Origin of the sequence: Isoptericola sp. F-RaC21, assembly GCF_038593535.1 — a bacterium.
In the GTDB taxonomy this organism is placed as follows: domain Bacteria; phylum Actinomycetota; class Actinomycetes; order Actinomycetales; family Cellulomonadaceae; genus Isoptericola.
The window spans coordinates 334699-350217 of sequence record NZ_JBCFYX010000002.1 but is presented as its reverse complement, the minus strand read 5'-3'; the positions used below and the strand labels follow the sequence as shown (position 1 = coordinate 350217).

The 15519-nt window shown below is 73.0% G+C and carries 14 protein-coding genes; 6 read left to right on the top strand and 8 right to left on the bottom strand.

Annotated elements, in window-relative coordinates; all coding sequences use genetic code 11:
• Positions 1 to 4 precede the first annotated feature (4 nt).
• From AAG589_RS07025 to AAG589_RS07015, 3 genes are all read right to left on the bottom strand, one after another.
• Complete coding sequence (locus AAG589_RS07025) at positions 5 to 1627, bottom strand: succinic semialdehyde dehydrogenase (protein WP_430566528.1); 1623 nt, start codon at positions 1625 to 1627, stop codon at positions 5 to 7.
• Positions 1628 to 1697: 70 nt separating this feature from the next.
• Entirely contained in the window at positions 1698 to 2177 is a 480-nt protein-coding gene (locus tag AAG589_RS07020) for a GNAT family acetyltransferase (protein ID WP_430566527.1), read from the bottom strand.
• Positions 2174 to 3298 (bottom strand): GuaB3 family IMP dehydrogenase-related protein, encoded by a 1125-nt coding sequence (locus tag AAG589_RS07015; protein ID WP_430566526.1) that lies wholly within the window; start codon positions 3296 to 3298, stop codon positions 2174 to 2176. Before AAG589_RS07015 ends, AAG589_RS07020 begins: the two co-directional genes overlap by 4 nt.
• A gap of 53 nt (positions 3299 to 3351) precedes the next feature.
• Between AAG589_RS07015 and AAG589_RS07010 the strand changes: the two genes are divergently transcribed.
• The gene (locus AAG589_RS07010; protein ID WP_430566525.1) at positions 3352 to 4107 is read left to right on the top strand and encodes an exonuclease domain-containing protein; all 756 of its coding nucleotides are present in this window, start codon (positions 3352 to 3354) and stop codon (positions 4105 to 4107) included.
• Positions 4108 to 4217: 110 nt separating this feature from the next.
• Positions 4218 to 5753 carry a helix-turn-helix domain-containing protein gene (locus AAG589_RS07005; protein ID WP_430566524.1) on the top strand — a complete coding sequence of 512 codons (1536 nt, stop codon included), beginning with the start codon at positions 4218 to 4220 and terminating at the stop codon, positions 5751 to 5753.
• A 6-nt stretch (positions 5754 to 5759) separates the two neighbouring features.
• Here the strand turns inward: AAG589_RS07005 and AAG589_RS07000 are convergent, their stop codons facing one another.
• A complete protein-coding gene (locus tag AAG589_RS07000; RefSeq protein ID WP_430566523.1) occupies positions 5760 to 6398 on the bottom strand; it encodes a Rid family hydrolase in 639 nt (212 codons plus the stop codon).
• Between the two features lie 241 nt (positions 6399 to 6639).
• Here AAG589_RS07000 and AAG589_RS06995 point away from each other — a divergent pair, with 241 nt between their 5' ends.
• Complete coding sequence (locus tag AAG589_RS06995; RefSeq protein WP_430566522.1) at positions 6640 to 8268, top strand: flavin monoamine oxidase family protein; 1629 nt, start codon at positions 6640 to 6642, stop codon at positions 8266 to 8268.
• 63 nt (positions 8269 to 8331) lie between these two features.
• Here the strand turns inward: AAG589_RS06995 and guaB are convergent, their stop codons facing one another.
• Together guaB and AAG589_RS06985 are read right to left on the bottom strand one after the other, a co-directional pair.
• A complete protein-coding gene (gene guaB / locus AAG589_RS06990; RefSeq protein ID WP_430566521.1) occupies positions 8332 to 9849 on the bottom strand; it encodes an IMP dehydrogenase in 1518 nt (505 codons plus the stop codon).
• Positions 9850 to 9944: 95 nt separating this feature from the next.
• A complete protein-coding gene (locus AAG589_RS06985) occupies positions 9945 to 11060 on the bottom strand; it encodes a MerR family transcriptional regulator (protein ID WP_430566520.1) in 1116 nt (371 codons plus the stop codon).
• 203 nt (positions 11061 to 11263) lie between these two features.
• Here AAG589_RS06985 and AAG589_RS06980 point away from each other — a divergent pair, with 203 nt between their 5' ends.
• Complete coding sequence (locus AAG589_RS06980; RefSeq protein ID WP_380317624.1) at positions 11264 to 11554, top strand: WhiB family transcriptional regulator; 291 nt, start codon at positions 11264 to 11266, stop codon at positions 11552 to 11554.
• Between the two features lie 56 nt (positions 11555 to 11610).
• On the opposite strand, the gene groES is transcribed toward AAG589_RS06980, so the two are convergent.
• The gene (gene groES, locus AAG589_RS06975) at positions 11611 to 11907 is read right to left on the bottom strand and encodes a co-chaperone GroES (RefSeq protein WP_430566519.1); all 297 of its coding nucleotides are present in this window, start codon (positions 11905 to 11907) and stop codon (positions 11611 to 11613) included.
• 207 nt (positions 11908 to 12114) lie between these two features.
• Between groES and AAG589_RS06970 the strand changes: the two genes are divergently transcribed.
• On the top strand, positions 12115 to 13341 hold the full coding sequence (locus tag AAG589_RS06970; RefSeq protein WP_430566518.1) for a class I SAM-dependent methyltransferase: 1227 nt from the start codon (positions 12115 to 12117) through the stop codon (positions 13339 to 13341).
• A 20-nt stretch (positions 13342 to 13361) separates the two neighbouring features.
• Entirely contained in the window at positions 13362 to 14513 is a 1152-nt protein-coding gene (locus tag AAG589_RS06965) for a glutamate--cysteine ligase (RefSeq protein WP_430566517.1), read from the top strand.
• A gap of 111 nt (positions 14514 to 14624) precedes the next feature.
• On the opposite strand, the gene AAG589_RS06960 is transcribed toward AAG589_RS06965, so the two are convergent.
• The gene (locus AAG589_RS06960) at positions 14625 to 15482 is read right to left on the bottom strand and encodes a LysR family transcriptional regulator (RefSeq protein WP_430566516.1); all 858 of its coding nucleotides are present in this window, start codon (positions 15480 to 15482) and stop codon (positions 14625 to 14627) included.
• Positions 15483 to 15519: the final 37 nt, after the last annotated feature.

The window sequence follows — 15519 nt, the reverse complement described above, 5'->3', positions numbered from 1 at the left end:
GCGGCTACGGCAGGCGCAGCCGGCGCATCGCGCCGAGCGCGACGGAGAGCACGCGGCTCGGCGTCTCCCCGCCGAGCGCGTACAGCGTGTCGAGGGACAGGCCGAACCGGGCACCGCGCTGGACGGCGACGGTCTGCACCTCGGTGACGGCCTCGATGCCCTCGCGCCCGTGCCGGCGGCCCAGCCCCGAGGCCTTGAAGCCGCCCATCGGCGCGGCCGCGGACCCCCAGGCGGAGGCGTACCCGTCGTTGATCACCACGGTGCCCGACTGCACCCGCGCCGCCAGGCGCTTGGCGCGTGCCACGTCGGTGGACCAGATGCTCGCGTTGAGGCCGAACTCCGTGTCGTTCATGACGCGCACCGCCTCGTCGTCCGACGCCACGCGGGTCACCGCGACGACCGGGCCGAACGTCTCCTCGCGGGTGCACAGCGCGTCCTCGGGGACGTCGTCCAGCACGGTCGGGGCATAGAAGTACGGGCCGACGTCGGAGCGGTGCACGCCGCCGACGAGCGCGCGGGCGCCCTTGGCGAGCGCGTCGTCGACGTGCCCGCTGACCCGCTCGAGCTGCGCGGCGGAGACCAGCGAGCCCACGTCCGCCGTGTAGTCGAGCCCCGTGCCCAGCGTGAGGTCGCGCACCGCGGCCACGAACCGCTCCAGGAACGCGTCCGCGATGCGCTCGTGCAGCACCAGGCGCTCGATCGACATGCACAGCTGGCCGGAGTTGGCGAAGCAGGCCCGCACGACGCCCGGCACCGCCGAGTCCAGGTCGGCGTCGGCCGCGACGTACAGCGGGTTCTTGCCGCCCAGCTCGAGGGTGGTGCCGACGAGCCGCTCCCCCGCCCGGGCCGCGACCTTGCGGCCCGTCGCCGTCGAGCCGGTGAAGGCGATGTGGTCCACGTGGTCCACGAGCGCCGCGCCGATGTCCCCGCCGCCCGCGACGACGAGGAACAGGTCGTCGGGCAGCCCCGCGTCCTGGAGGATCTCCGCGACCCACAGGGCCGACAGGGTGGTCTGCGGGTCCGGCTTGAGCACCACCGCGTTGCCCGCGAGCAGGGCCGGGATCGCCTCGGACAGCACGAGGGACAACGGGTAGTTCCACGGCGCGATCGCGCCGACCACGCCGACGGGGCGGCGGTGCACGCGCGCGCCGGTGAGCACGGGCAGCATGCCGGGGACCCGGCGCTCGCCCAGGTAGCCGGGCCCGCGCGCCGAGTAGTGACGGCACGCCATCGCGACGTCGGCCACCTCCTCGAACGCGCTGCGCCGCGCCTTGCCCGACTCCATCTGGATCAGGTCGAGGATCTCCGACTGGCGCTCCAGCACCAGGGCGCCGAGCCGGTCCAGCACGGCCGTCCGCTCGCGCAGCGACGTGTGCGCCCACTCACCCTGCGCGGCCCGTGCCCGGGCGGCCGCGGACGCGACGTCGTCCGGCGACGACAGCGGGAACGCCGCCAGCGGGGCGCCCGTGAAGGGGAGGGTGGAGCGGTGGGTCCCGGCCGTGTGGGACGTGACGATGCGCCGCGTGAGCGGCTCCACGACGTCGGGCTCCAGGACATAGGTGGCGGCGGGCAGCTCGGGGTCGAGGAGTTCCCCGAGAGCGCCGTCGCCCTCGTGCGCGGTGGACATGGCCGACACCCTACGCGGGTCGCCCGACACCTCGGCAACCGTCGCCCCGGTTCCGCCCGGACGTTCGCTCTCAGCGCGAACCGTCGAACCACTTCCCCAGCACGACCGTCTCCTGGTCGGCATACCCGAGGCGGTCGTAGAAGCCCACCACCTGCGCGTTCGTCGCGCGGACCATGAGTTGCACCTTGCGCGCGCCGGCGGCGCGGAGCCAGCCCTCGGCGGCGGCCACGGCCGCGCGGCCGAGGCCGCTTCCCTGCTCCCTCGGGTCGACCGCGACGTAGTAGATCCACCCGCGGTGGCCGTCGTAGCCGACCACCGCGGAGGCCACGACGCCGCCCTCGCCCACGCCGACCAGCACGGTCGACGTCGGGTTCGCCCGCGCGTCGGCGATGTCCAGGCGTGGGTCGTTCCACGGCCGGGTCAGCCCGCAGGCCTCCCACAGCGCGACGACCTGCTCGACGTCGTCGTCCGCGATCTCGCGGAACGCGACGTCGGTCGAGCCTGTCGAGACCACGAGGGTCTCGGCAGGCTCTACCGGGGATCCGCTCACCGCGGCTGGTAGGGCGAGACGACGACCTCGACCCGCTGGAACTCCTTGAGGTCGGAGTAGCCGGTCGTCGCCATGGCCCGGCGCAGCGCGCCGACGAGGTTCAGGGTGCCGTCCGCGGTGCCGCTCGGCCCGAACAGCACCTGCTCGAGCGTGCCCGCGGTGCCGACCTCGACGCGCTCGCCGCGCGGCAGCGCCGGGTGGTGGGCCTCCGGCCCCCAGTGCCAGCCCTTGCCCGGCGCCTCCTCGGCGCGGGCGAGCGCCGCGCCCAGCATCACGGCGTCGGCGCCGCAGGCGACCGCCTTGACGATGTCGCCGGAACGGCCCACGCCGCCGTCGGCGATGACGTGCACGTACCGGCCGCCCGACTCGTCGAGGTAGTCGCGGCGGGCCGCGGCGACGTCGGAGACGGCCGTGGCCATCGGCGCGTGGATGCCGAGGCCCACGCGCGTGGTGTGCGCGGCGCCGCCGCCGAAGCCGACGAGCACGCCGGCCGCGCCCGTGCGCATGAGGTGCAGCGCCGCGGTGTAGGTGGACGCGCCGCCCACGACGACGGGCACGTCGAGCTCGTAGATGAACCGCTTGAGGTTCAGCGGCTCGGCGTTGCCGGAGACGTGCTCGGCGGAGACCGTCGTGCCGCGGATGACGAACAGGTCCACGCCGGCGTCGACCACCGTCTGGTAGTGCTCCTGCGTGCGCTGCGGCGACAGCGCGCCCGCCACGGTGACGCCCGCGGCGCGGACCTCCTTGAGGCGCTGGGTGATCAGCTCGGGCTTGATCGGCTCGGCGTAGATCTCCTGCATGCGCTGCGTCGCGCGCTCGGCGGGCAGGTCGCGGATCTCGGCCAGCAGCGTCTCCGGCGACTCGTACCGCGTCCACAGGCCCTCGAGGTCGAGGACGCCGAGGCCGCCGTGGTTCCCCAGCGCCACCGCCGTGTCGGGGCTCATCACGGAGTCCATCGGCGCGGACATGATCGGCAGCTCGAAGTGGTAGGCGTCGATCTGCCACTCCACGGAGACGTCCTTCGGATCGCGCGTGCGCCGCGAGGGCACGATCGCGATGTCGTCGAAGGAGTATGCGCGGCGGCCGCGCTTTCCGCGTCCGATCTCGATCTCGTTGCTCACCCGGACAGCCTACCGGCGCGTGCTGTCGGTGGCCGGTGGCACAGTCCGGGGGCATGACGACGTACGCGGAGCACGACGCACCGGCGGCCGCACCCGATCCCGGCTGGTCGCGCGGGCCCCTGCTCGGCTTCGACACGGAGACCACCGGGCTGGACGTCGAGGCCGACCGCATCGTCACCGCCGCGCTCGTGCTGCGCGGCCCGGACGGCACGCGCTCGGTGCGCACGTGGCTGCTCGACCCGGGCGTCGAGATCCCCGCCGAGGCCACGGCGATCCACGGCATCTCCACGGCCGAGGCCCGCGCGCACGGCCAGGACGCCGTCGGGGCCCTCGAGGAGATGGCCGCGATCCTCGTCCACCACGTGCGCGGCGGCGTCCCGCTCGTCGCCTACAACGCGTCGTTCGACCTGTCCCTGCTGGACGTCGAGCTCGCCCGCCACGGGCTGCCCACGGTGCCCGAGCGGCTCGGCAGGCCGGTCGCGCCGGTGCTCGACCCCCTCGTCCTCGACCGGTGGCTCGACCGCGCCCGGGAGGGCAAGCGGCGCCTCGGCGACCTGTGCGCCCTGTACGGGATCGAGGGCGACGGCGAGCTCCACCGGGCCGACGTCGACGTCCTCGCCACGCTGGACGTCCTCGACGCCCAGCTCGTGGCGCACCCGCACCTGCGCGGGGCCGCGCTCGACGCGCTGCACGCCGCCCAGGCGGGCGCACACCGGGCCTGGGCGGAACGGGTCAACGCGGAGCGCGCCGCGACCCCCGGCGGCCGGCCGCCCACGTCGCCCGCGTGGCCCGCGGCCGACGCCGGCTGACGAGGCATATCTCACCACGCGGATGATGCGGCCTGGCCAGAGGGTCGAACGCGCCACATTGCCGACGGATCGCCGCACCGATATCTCATCCATGAGATACCGTCGGTCGCATGACGATGATCGACGATGCACCTCTGAGCCAGGTCGGCGCCCTCATCCGCGGCGCCCGCCAGCACCGCGGCCTCACGCAGACACAGCTCGCGGAACAGCTCGGCACCAGCCAGAGCGCCGTCCACCGGATCGAGCAGGGCGCGCAGAACGTCAGCCTCGAGATGCTCAACCGGATCGGCCTCGCGCTCGACTCGGAGATCATCAGCCTCGGCGGGCCCAAGCACGCGCACCTGCGCGTGCGCGGCGGGCAGACCCTCTCGGGCCGCATCGACGTGAACTCCTCGAAGAACGGCGCGGTCGCGCTGCTGTGCGCGTCGCTGCTCAACCGCGGCACGACCACGCTGCGCGGCGTCGCCCGCATCGTCGAGGTCGACCGGATCGTCGACGTGCTCCGGTCGGTCGGCGTCCGCGCGACGTGGACCACCGGCGGCCGCGACCTCGAGATCGTGGTGCCCGACCAGCTCGACCTGGCCGCCATCGACGTCGACGCCGCGCGCCGCACCCGCTCGATCATCATGTTCCTGGGCCCGCTGCTCGGCCTGCGCGACACCTTCGAGCTCCCCTACGCGGGCGGCTGCGACCTCGGGACGCGCACCGTCGAGCCGCACATGATCGCGCTGCGCCCGTTCGGGCTGGCCGTCACCGCGACCGGGGGCAACTACCACGCCACGGTCGCGCCGACGTCGGGCGCCGACCTGTCCGTCGTGCTCACGGAGCGCGGCGACACCGTCACCGAGAACGCGCTCATGGCCGCCGCCCGCCGCGACGGCGTGACGACCATCCGCAACGCGAGCCCCAACTACATGGTCCAGGACCTGTGCTTCTACCTCGAGCTGCTCGGCGTCCGGGTCGAGGGCATCGGCACGACGACGCTGCGGGTCCACGGGCGCACGGACATCGACGTGGACGTGGAGTACGCCGTCTCCGAGGACCCGGTCGAGGCGATGAGCCTGCTCACCGCCGGCATCGTCACCGGGTCGGAGATCACCGTGGCCCGCGTCCCGATCGAGTTCATGGAGATCGAGCTCGCCACCCTGGCCGAGATGGGGCTGCGCTACACCCAGAGCGACGAGTACGTCGCCCGCAACGGGCGGACCCGCCTCGTCGACGTCACGGTGCACCCGAGCGAGCTGCACGCCCCGATCGACAAGATCCACCCCATGCCGTTCCCGGGCCTCAACATCGACAACCTGCCGTTCTTCGCCGTGATCGCCGCGAACGCGACGGGCACGACCCTCATCCACGACTGGGTCTACGAGGGCCGCGCGATCCACCTCACGGACCTCACGCGCCTCGGCGCGGACGTGCGGCTCCTGGACGCCCACCGCCTCCAGGTCAGCGGGCCCACGCGCTGGTCCGGCGCCGAGGTGAGCTGCCCGCCCGCGCTGCGCCCCGCCGTCGTCATCCTGCTCGCGATGCTCGCCGCGAAGGGCACGTCGGTGCTCCGCGGCGTCGACATCATCGCCCGCGGCTACGAGGGCCTCACCGAGCGCCTGCGCGAGCTCGGCGCCAACATCGAGACCTTCCGGGACTGACCCGGCCTACCGGTCGTACACCGCGTCGACCTCCACCTCGACGAGCCAGCCGTCCACCGGCAGGTTCTCGATCTCCAGGGCGAAGCGCGAGGGGCGGGCCGCGTTGACGACCATCGGCGCGCCCGCGGTCGAGCCGAGCTGGACGCCGAGCGGCTCGCCGGTGGCGAGGTTCGTGTTCGCGAAGAACTGCCGGTAGGCCCGGTTCCAGCCGGCGAAGTCCATGGCCTCCTCGCCGTCGGGGTTCTGGAGGAAGACGCGCATCGAGACGACGTCGTCGTACGACAGGCCGGCCCGCTCCAGGTTCTCCCCGATGCGCATCAGCGCGTTGATCCCCTGCGCCTCGGTGAGCGTCACCCCGTCGGGCAGCTCGCCGCCGGGGAAGACGTCGGTCGGGACGTACCGCTCCTCGGCGGACGCCCCCGGTGCCGTGTTCAGCGCGGACGGTCCCAGGCCGGACGACTTGTACCAGGCCACGTTCTTGCCGAGGGCCACGCCGTCGGCGATGGACGGGGTGTCGCCGGTGACGAAGGAGTGCGCCTCGGTGGGCCGCGGCTCGAAGAGGCGTCCGCCCGCGACGGCCGTGGCGGGGACGGCGACGGCGGTCGTGACGACGACGGCGAGGACGACCTTGGTGGTGTTCTTCATGCCGGGACGGTAAGCGCGCGCCGTTTCGCCCCGATGTCGGGCGAGGGTCGGTCGCGGGTCGCTGACCTGCACCGACGCGCAGGAAACCCGACCGTTACCGGGGGCGACCGCCCGGTAACCCCGCCGACGCCGTGCCGTGACGCGGCACGCCTACCGTCGGGCGCGGTGCTGACGGCGGCGCCCGGCATCGAGGGCCGCTCGCGTCCGCCCGTCAGACCTTTCGACAGAGAGGTAGTGCCACATGGTCACTGACACGACCACCGCCGACGGCCGCCCGTCCGGCGTCTCCCGCCGCAACTTCCTCCAGGCCGTCGGCGTGGGGTCCAGCGCCGGCGTCATGTTCGCCACGATGGGCGCGATGGGCCTCGCCCCGACGGCCGCCGCCCAGCCCACCGCCGCCGCCTGGACCCCGCCGCGGTCCGGCGACTTCACGCTCACGGGACGGTCCGCCAAGAAGGTCGTCGTGGTCGGCGCCGGCCCGGCGGGCCTGGCGTCCGCGTACGAGCTCCAGAAGGCCGGGTACCGGGTGACCGTGCTCGAGGCACGGCACCGCCCCGGTGGCCGCACCCTGACCATCCGCGGCGGCGACTCCGAGACCGACGTCGACGGCGTCACCCAGACGGCGCGGTTCGACGACGGCGTCTACATGAACGCCGGCGCCGGCCGCATCGCGCAGTGGATGGTCACCATGGACTACCTGCGCGAGCTCGGCGTCCCGTACGAGGTCTTCACCAACGCGAACGCCGACGCCTACCTCTACAACGAGAAGAGCGGCGCCACGCCCGGGAACCCCGTCCGGTACCGCACGGCCAAGGCCGACGTCTTCGGGTACACGTCGGAGCTGCTGAGCTACGCCACGGACCAGGGCGCGCTCGACCAGCGGCTCACCGCCGAGGACAAGGAGAACCTGCGCTCCTTCCTGCGCAGCTGGGGCTCCCTCGGGGCGGACGGCAGCTACGCCGGCGGCGACAACCGCGGGTTCGCGACGTACCCCTCGGCGTGGAACGAGCACGGCACGCCCCTGCCCGGCCCCGGCACGGTCTCGGAGGTGCTCGCCTCGAAGGTGGGGCAGTACTTCCCGTTCGAGATCAACTGGGAGCAGTCGATGCTCATGTTCCAGCCCAAGGGCGGCATGGACACGACGTACCGGTACTTCGTGAAGGCGATCGGCACGCAGAACGTGCACTTCGGCTCCCCGGTCACGGCCGTGGAGAACACGAGCGACGGCGTCCGGGTCACGTACACCCCGGGCCACGGGCGCCCCCGCCAGATCGAGGCGGACTTCGCCGTCGTCGCCGCTCCCGCCGGGCTGATGCGCCGCTGGGAGACCAACTGGGGCTCCGCGGTCGACGCGGCGCTCGGGGAGTTCTCCGTCGGCTCCCCCGCGGGAAAGATCGGCCTGCAGTACCGGTCGCGGTGGTGGGAGGACGACCACCGCATCTTCGGCGGCATCACCGAGACGGACATGGACCTCGCGCACATCTGGTACCCGTCGTACGGGTACGGGGAGCGCAAGGGCCTGGTGGTGGGCTACTACAACACCGGCGCCAACGCCCGCGCCTACGCGGACATGACCCCGCGCCAGCGCGAGCGCCGCGCCGTCGAGCAGGGCGTGAAGATCCACGGCGAGAAGTACCGCACCGAGCTCGAGTCGTCGTTCTCCATCGCCTGGCACAAGGTGCCGTACATCGAGGGCGCGTGGGCGTACCCGAACACGGAGTCGGCCGGGTTCAGGCTGCTCCAGCAGGGCGCCGGCCGCGTCTACTTCGCCGGCGACTGGATGTCCGAGGTGTCCGCCTGGCAGCACGGCGCGTTCTGGTCGGCCCGGTACGCGGTCCAGGCCCTGCACGCGCGCGTCATGGCGAGCTGACCCGACCCTCCGCCGGTCGAGCCTGTCGAGACCCGGGTCTCGACAGGCTCGACCGGCGAGATGTCAGAATCCCGTGTAGTTGGGCGCCTCGACGGTCATCTGCACGTCGTGCGGGTGGCTCTCCTTGAGCGACGCGGACGTGATGCGCACGAAGCGGCCCTTGGCCTGCAGCTCCGGGATGGTGCTGGCGCCGACGTAGAACATCGACTGGTGCAGCCCGCCGACGAGCTGGTGCGCCACGGTGTGCAGCGTGCCCTTGTAGGGCACCTGACCCTCGACGCCCTCGGGGACGATCATGTCGTCGCTGGTGACCTCGGCCTGGAAGTAGCGGTCCTTCGAGTAGGACTTCTTGCCGCGCGAGGACATCGCGCCCATCGAGCCCATGCCGCGGTACGCCTTGTACTGCTTGCCGTTGACCAGGATCTTGTCGCCCGGCGCCTCCTCGGTGCCGGCCAGCATCGAGCCGAGCATGACCGCCTCCGCGCCGGCCACGATCGCCTTGCCGATCTCGCCCGAGTGGCGCATGCCGCCGTCGGCGATGACGGGGATCCCCGCCTCGCGCGCGGCCAGCGACGCCTCGTACACGGCGGTGATCTGCGGGACCCCCACGCCGGTGACGACGCGGGTGGTGCAGATCGAACCAGGGCCGACGCCCACCTTGATGCCGTCCGCGCCGGCGTCGACGAAGGACTGCGCGCCCTCCTTCGTCGCGACGTTGCCGCCGATGACCTGCACGTGGCGGGTCGCCGGGTCCGTCTTGAGCTTGCGGACCATGTCGATGAGCATCCGGACGTTGCCGTGCGCGGTGTCCGCGACGAGCACGTCGACGCCGGCGTCGACCAGCGTCGTCGCGCGCTCCCACGCGTCGCCGAAGTAGCCGATCGCCGCGCCGACGAGGAGGCGACCCTGGCCGTCCTTCGACGCGTTCGGGAACTGCTCGGACTTCACGAAGTCCTTGACGGTGATGAGGCCCGCCAGGCGGCCCTCCTCGTCGACCAGCGGCAGCCGCTCGAGCTTGTGCTTGCGCAGCAGCAGCGTGGCGTCCTCGCGCGAGATCCCGGCCGGGCCGGTGATCAGCGGGGCGGGCGTCATGACCTCGGAGACCTTGGTGGTGCCCCACTCGGCGACCGGGGTGAACCGCAGGTCGCGGTTGGTGACGATGCCGGTGAGACGGCCGCCCGCGTCGACCACGGGGAACCCGGAGATGCGGTACTCCCCCGCCCGCTTGTCGAGCTCCTCGAGGGTCACGTCCGGCCCGATCGTCACCGGGTTGGAGATGATGCCGGTCTGCGTCCGCTTGACCAGGTCGACCTGATACGCCTGGTCCTCGATCGACAGGTTGCGGTGCAGCACGCCGATGCCGCCCTGGCGGGCCATCGCGATCGCCATCCGCGACTCGGTGACGGTATCCATCGCGGCCGAGACGAGAGGCACGCGCAGGGAGATCTCACGTGTGAGGCGCGAGGTGGTGTCGATGTCCGACGGGGCGAGGTCGGAGTACCCCGGCAGCAGCAGGACGTCGTCGTAGGTGAGGCCGAGGAATCCGAACGGGTCGTGCGCGGGCGAGGTCGAGTCCGTCATGACAGGAGTCTACGTTCTGGGCGGCCGCGTTATTCCGGCGCGTTCGCCCTCCGGCGCCCGCTCGTGGCGGACGTCACGCCATCGACGCCGCCCGGCTACGTCACGACGGCGAGCGCCTCGTGCAGCATGGCGGTGAAGGACCGCACCCGCTGCACGGTCGCCGCCAGCGGCAGCTCGCTCGCGGCGTCGTCGCGCCGCAGGCTGACGATGATCGGCAGCTCCGCGAACCCGTCGTGCACCGCGTGGATGAGGTCCAGGTCGGGACGCCGCTGCGCCGTCGCGAGGACGAGCGCCGCGGGCCGCACCATCGTCACCAGCTCGAGCGAGCGGTGCGTGCTGGCCGGGCCGGTCACGATGCGCGCCGTCGCGCCCTTCGCGGTCAGCGCGGCCGCGAGCGCGTGCGCGGACAGCGGCACGACCTCGTCGGGCGCCGCGAAGATGAGCACGATCTTGCGCATCCGGCTGGGGTGGTTGGCCGGCGGGGCGCCGCCCGCGACCATGGCCCGCTCGAACGCCTCGGTGAAGTCGCGCAGCGCGCGCAGGGCCGCCGTCGCGAGCACCACCTCGGGGACGGCGCCGGGGCCCGCGAGCACGGTGCGCTGGGCGACGCGCTGCCATGCCGGCTCGGCGATCTCGGTCCACCAGGCGGCCGGGTCGCCCTGCGCCGGAATGGCGAGCAGGTCGTCGCAGCCGGCCTGGTCGTAGGCGAGGGCGGCGTCCACCACGGCCGACACGCGTCCGGAAGCGCTCCCACCGGGCACGTGGCCGGGAGCCGAGGAGGCCCCTTCGCCGCCGCCGGGCAGGGCGCGCAGGTGGGCACGCCGCGGGACGTCCCCGTCGGGCGCGGGCGCGGCCCGCTCGGCGTCGCGCTCCGCGTCGTCCTCCTCGTCGGGCTCGGTGCCCGCGGCGGCGTCCTCGGTGGCCTCCTCGAGCTCCTCGACGCCCGCCTCGAGCGCAGCCTTCGCGGCGTCGACGGGCGCGACGCCCTCGAGCGTGAGCCGACGCATCACGAGCAGGCGCGCCACGTCCTCGGGCGTGTAGCGGCGGTGCGATCCCGCGGTGCGGGCGGACGGGCCGAGTCCGTAGCGGCGGTCCCACGTGCGCAGGGTCGCCGGGGCCACCCCCAGGCGCCTGGCGACCGCCGCGACGGCGAGGCCCGGGCTCGACGCGCGAGACCCGCCCCCATGAGGAGCGGGTCGGGATGAGGTCATGGCCTCGATTCTGCCGAGAGGACCGAGGGGTCGCCACTGCTCCCCCGGGCGCGCCGCCGTATATGCCGACACTGCAGGTCAAAGCCGTTCAGAAGCGAGGCGAACCCGTTCAGCACTGGCGGGGAAGTTGAACAGTGAACCATCGAATCCGGTCACGAAATCGGACCTTGAACAACTTCTGCACAACTTGTAGGTTGTTCGCCATGACGGAGATCTCGAGGCTTCCCGGTCCGGTGATGGAGCTGTGGGAGTGGCAGTACCAGGGCTCCTGCCGCGACGCGGACGACACGTTGTTCTTCCACCCCGAGGGTGAGCGCGGATCCACGCGCCGACGTCGGGCCGAGGCGGCCAAGGCGATCTGCCGCTCGTGCCCCGTGATGATGCAGTGCCGGGAGCAGTCGCTCCGGGTGCGCGAGCCCTACGGGGTGTGGGGCGGGCTCAGCGAGGACGAGCGCTCCGCGATCCTCGCCGGCGGCGCCCGCAAGACCGGCTGAGAGCACGAAGGCCTCGCACCGACGACGGTGCGAGGCCTTCTGCGTTCGGGACGTCGTCAGGAGACGACGACCGCGAGGATGTCGCGGGCCGACAGGACGAGGTAGTCCTCGCCGGCGTACTTGACCTCGGTGCCGCCGTACTTGCTGTAGATGACCTTGTCACCGACCTTCACGTCGACGGGGACGCGGTTGCCCTTGTCGTCGAAGCGACCCTCGCCCACGGCCAGGACCTCGCCCTCCTGGGGCTTCTCCTTGGCGGTGTCCGGGATGACCAGGCCGGAAGCGGTCGTGGTCTCGGCCTCGATGGCCTTGACGACGATCCGGTCCTCGAGCGGCTTGATGGGGACCGACACGTCGGACCTCCTTGATTCGCGATGCGTGGATGGACTTGCTGATTGACCAGGTCGCGTCCGAGGGCTGGCCGTCGTCGCGGGTGCCGGTAACAGCCTGCGGTCGCTGACGACAAATCTAGGCAGGCGTTAGCACTCTGACAAGTCGAGTGCCAGAGGTTCGCCGGTCGTTCGCCCAGGGCGTCACCTCGCGCCTGAGACGATGGCCTGATGGACCCCTCCTCCGTGAGCAAGCTGCTGAGCCCGGACGGGTGGGCGCTGGTCAACTCGCTGCCGCCCTACGACGAGAAGCAGGCGATGGCCCTGGCCACCCGGCTGCGCGCCGACGGCGTCGACGCGGACCTCGCGGCGGCCGCCCTCACCCAGTCGCGGCTGCGGGCCAAGGCGCGCGCCAAGCTGGGCGACTTCGCGGACGGGATGCTCTTCACCCCCGACGGCGTGGAGCAGGCCACGCGGCTCGTCGTCGCGGCCCTGCACGCGCGGCGCTACCTCGCCGCCGGCGTCACCAAGGTCGCGGACCTCACCAGCGGGATCGGCGCGGACGCGCTCGCGTTCGCGGGCGTCGGGCTGCGCGTGCTCGCGACCGACGTCGACGAGATCACCGCCGCGCTCGCCACCGTGAACCTGCGGCACTTCCCCGAGGCCGAGGTGCGGCACGCCGACGGCCTCGCGCTCGACCTCGCCGCCGAGGGCGTGGACGGCGTGTACGCCGACCCGGCACGACGCACCCGGGGCGGCAAGCGGGTGTTCGACCCGGCGGCCTACGCACCCCCGCTGGACGCCGTGTGGGCGCTGCGGTCCGAGGTCCCGGCGCTCGGCATCAAGGTCGGGCCCGGGATCCCCCACCAGGGGCTGCCCGAGGACGCGGAGACGCAGTGGGTCTCCGTGGACGGCGACGTCGTCGAGGCCGGGCTGTGGTTCGGGCCCCTCGCCCCGGACGGCCCCGGCCGGTCCGCCCTCGTGCTCGCGACGTCGGGGGGTACGACGACGTCCCGCCTGGTGCGCACCGACGCGGGCGGCGCGGACCTCGTGCCCGAGGTCGGCGCCGTCGGCGGCTACCTGTACGAGCCGGACGGCGCCGTCATCCGCGCCGGGCTCGTGGCGCACGCCGCCGACGAGCTCGGCGGGCGGCTGCTCGACCGCACCATCGCGTACGTCACGACCGACCAGCCCGCCGCTCCCCCGGCCGCGGGGACGGCGCCCGTCGCCACCGGGTACCGGGTCCTCGACGTCATGCCGTTCAACCTCAAGCGGCTCAAGGCCTATCTGCGCGAGCGCGGCGTGGGCCGCCTGACCATCAAGAAGCGGGGCACCGCTGTCACGCCCGAGCAGCTGCGCTCGCAGCTCGCCCCGAAGGGCGACGCCGAGGCCACGCTGGTGCTCACGCGCGTCGCCGGCGCCCAGCACGTGCTGGTCGTCGAGCGCCTCGGAGGCTGAGCCGTGGAAGCATGACCCGCATGGTGCTGGAATTCGCCGCCTCCGAGCGGTCGAGCGTCGGGCTCGAGTGGGAGCTCGCGCTGGTCGACGCCGACTCGGGCAACCTGCGGCAGGTGGCGCCCGCCGTCATCGAGGCGGTGGCCGACGACGTGCGGCACCGCTACGTGAAGCCGGAGTTCCTGCGGAACACGGTGGAGGTGATCAGCGACGTGCGCCGCACCGTGCCCGACGCGATCGCCGACCTCGAGCGCGGCGTCGCGGCCATCCACGACGCCACCGGCCCCATGCGGGTGGACCTCATGGGCGCGGGCACCCACCCGTTCGCGCACTGGTCGCAGCAGAAGGTGACCGACAAGAAGCGGTACGCCACCGTCGTCGACCGGGCGCAGGTGGTGGGCCGGCAGCAGATCGTCTACGGCGTGCACGCGCACGTGGGCATCGAGGACCGCGCCAAGGTGCTGCCGATCGTCAACTCCCTGCTGGTGTACCTGCCGTACCTGCAGGTGCTGTCGGCGTCGTCGCCGTTCTTCGGGGGCGACGACACCGGCTACGCGTCGATGCGCACGATGATCTTCCAGCAGCTGCCCACGGCCGGGCTGCCCTACCAGTTCGGGGCGTGGTCGGAGCTGGAGCGGTACACCGCCGACATGCTGCACACCGGCGTCATCGACGACTTCACGGAGGTGCGCTGGGACGTGCGACCCGCCCCGCACTTCGGCACGGTCGAGGTGCGCATCTGCGACGGCACGTCCAACACGTTCGAGCTCGCGGCGCTGGGCGCGCTGGTGCACTGCCTCGTCGAGCACCTGTCGGGGCTGCTGGACGCCGGCCGCCGGCTGCCCACCATGCCGGCGTGGTTCGTCCACGAGAACAAGTGGCGCGCGGCCCGGTACGGCACCGACGCGATCATCATCCTCGACGACGCGGGCGAGGAGGAGCTCGTCACCGACGCGCTCCCTCGCCTGCTGACGACCCTCGAGCCCGTCGCCGAGCGACTGGGCTGCGCCACCGAGCTCGACGGCGTGCGGGAGATCGTGCGGCGTGGCGCGTCGTACCAGCGGCAGCGCGAGGTCGCCCGCGCGCACGGCGGCGGGCCCGCCGCCCTCGAGGCCGTGGTCGCGTCGCTGGTCGCCGAGCTGCACGCGGGCAGGCCGCTACCCGCAGCGGGCTAGCACAGCGAGCGGCTCGGATCGTCGACCGCGTCGTCGGTTCGCCGTCCGGTGTCCGTCATCCGGCCTCGAGGTGCCGTCTCGGCGGGGGCCGGCCCCGCGTGTCTCCTCGCCCTACCCGCCGTGGCCCGTCGCCTCGCCCGCCACGTCGGCGGCCGCGCGGACGAAGCCTGCCAGAGCTGGGGACGTGGCGTCCTCGGGCCAGGCGAGGACGAGCGTGGTGGGCTCGGCATCGTCGACCGGGACAGCGACCAGGTCGTCGCGGAGCTGGTCGTGGATGGAGGAAGGGAGGACGGCGACCATGCGGCCCAAGGCGATGAGGTGGAGAAGCTGCCCGAGGTCGTAGACCTCGGGTCCGTGCAAGCCATCCTCAGATGCGCCCGGCCAGCGCGGCAGGGGCTCCCCGGCGAGGTCGTCCAGGCAGACCCGGGCACAGCCCGCGAGGCGATGCGAGCTCGACATCACGAGAAGCTGATTCTCGGTCAGGAGGTCCTGGGTGTCCAGGCCGGTGAGGTCGTGGTGGGGGCGGTGAAGCAGGGCGGCGTCGGCACGACCCTCCCGCAGGAGGATCTCACGCTCGCCGAAGCTCCACACCAGCTCGACCGGCAGCGCACCCGGCTCAGCCTGATAGGCGTCGAGGATCGCAGGCAGCAGGCCACCGTCGCCGCCCGGCTTGATGGCCAGGACCAGACGCGGATCGGCGCGGCCGGCCCGCCGGGTGCGACGCGTCGCGGCCGACGCGGCGTCGAGCACCGTACGGCTCTCGCGGAGCAGGACGGCCCCCGCCTCGGTCAGCGCGACCCGGCGACCGCCACGTTCCAACAGGGCTACGCCCAGCCGTCGTTCGAGCTGCTGTATGGCGCGGGAGAGCGGCGGTTGGGTCATCCCTAGCCGGGCGGCCGCCCGACCGAAGTGCAGCTCTTCGGCGACAGCGGTGAAGTAGACGAGCTCGCGGACCTCCACGGAGTCCATACCCGCACGGTATCGCTGCGTACCTGGTCGGTGTTGG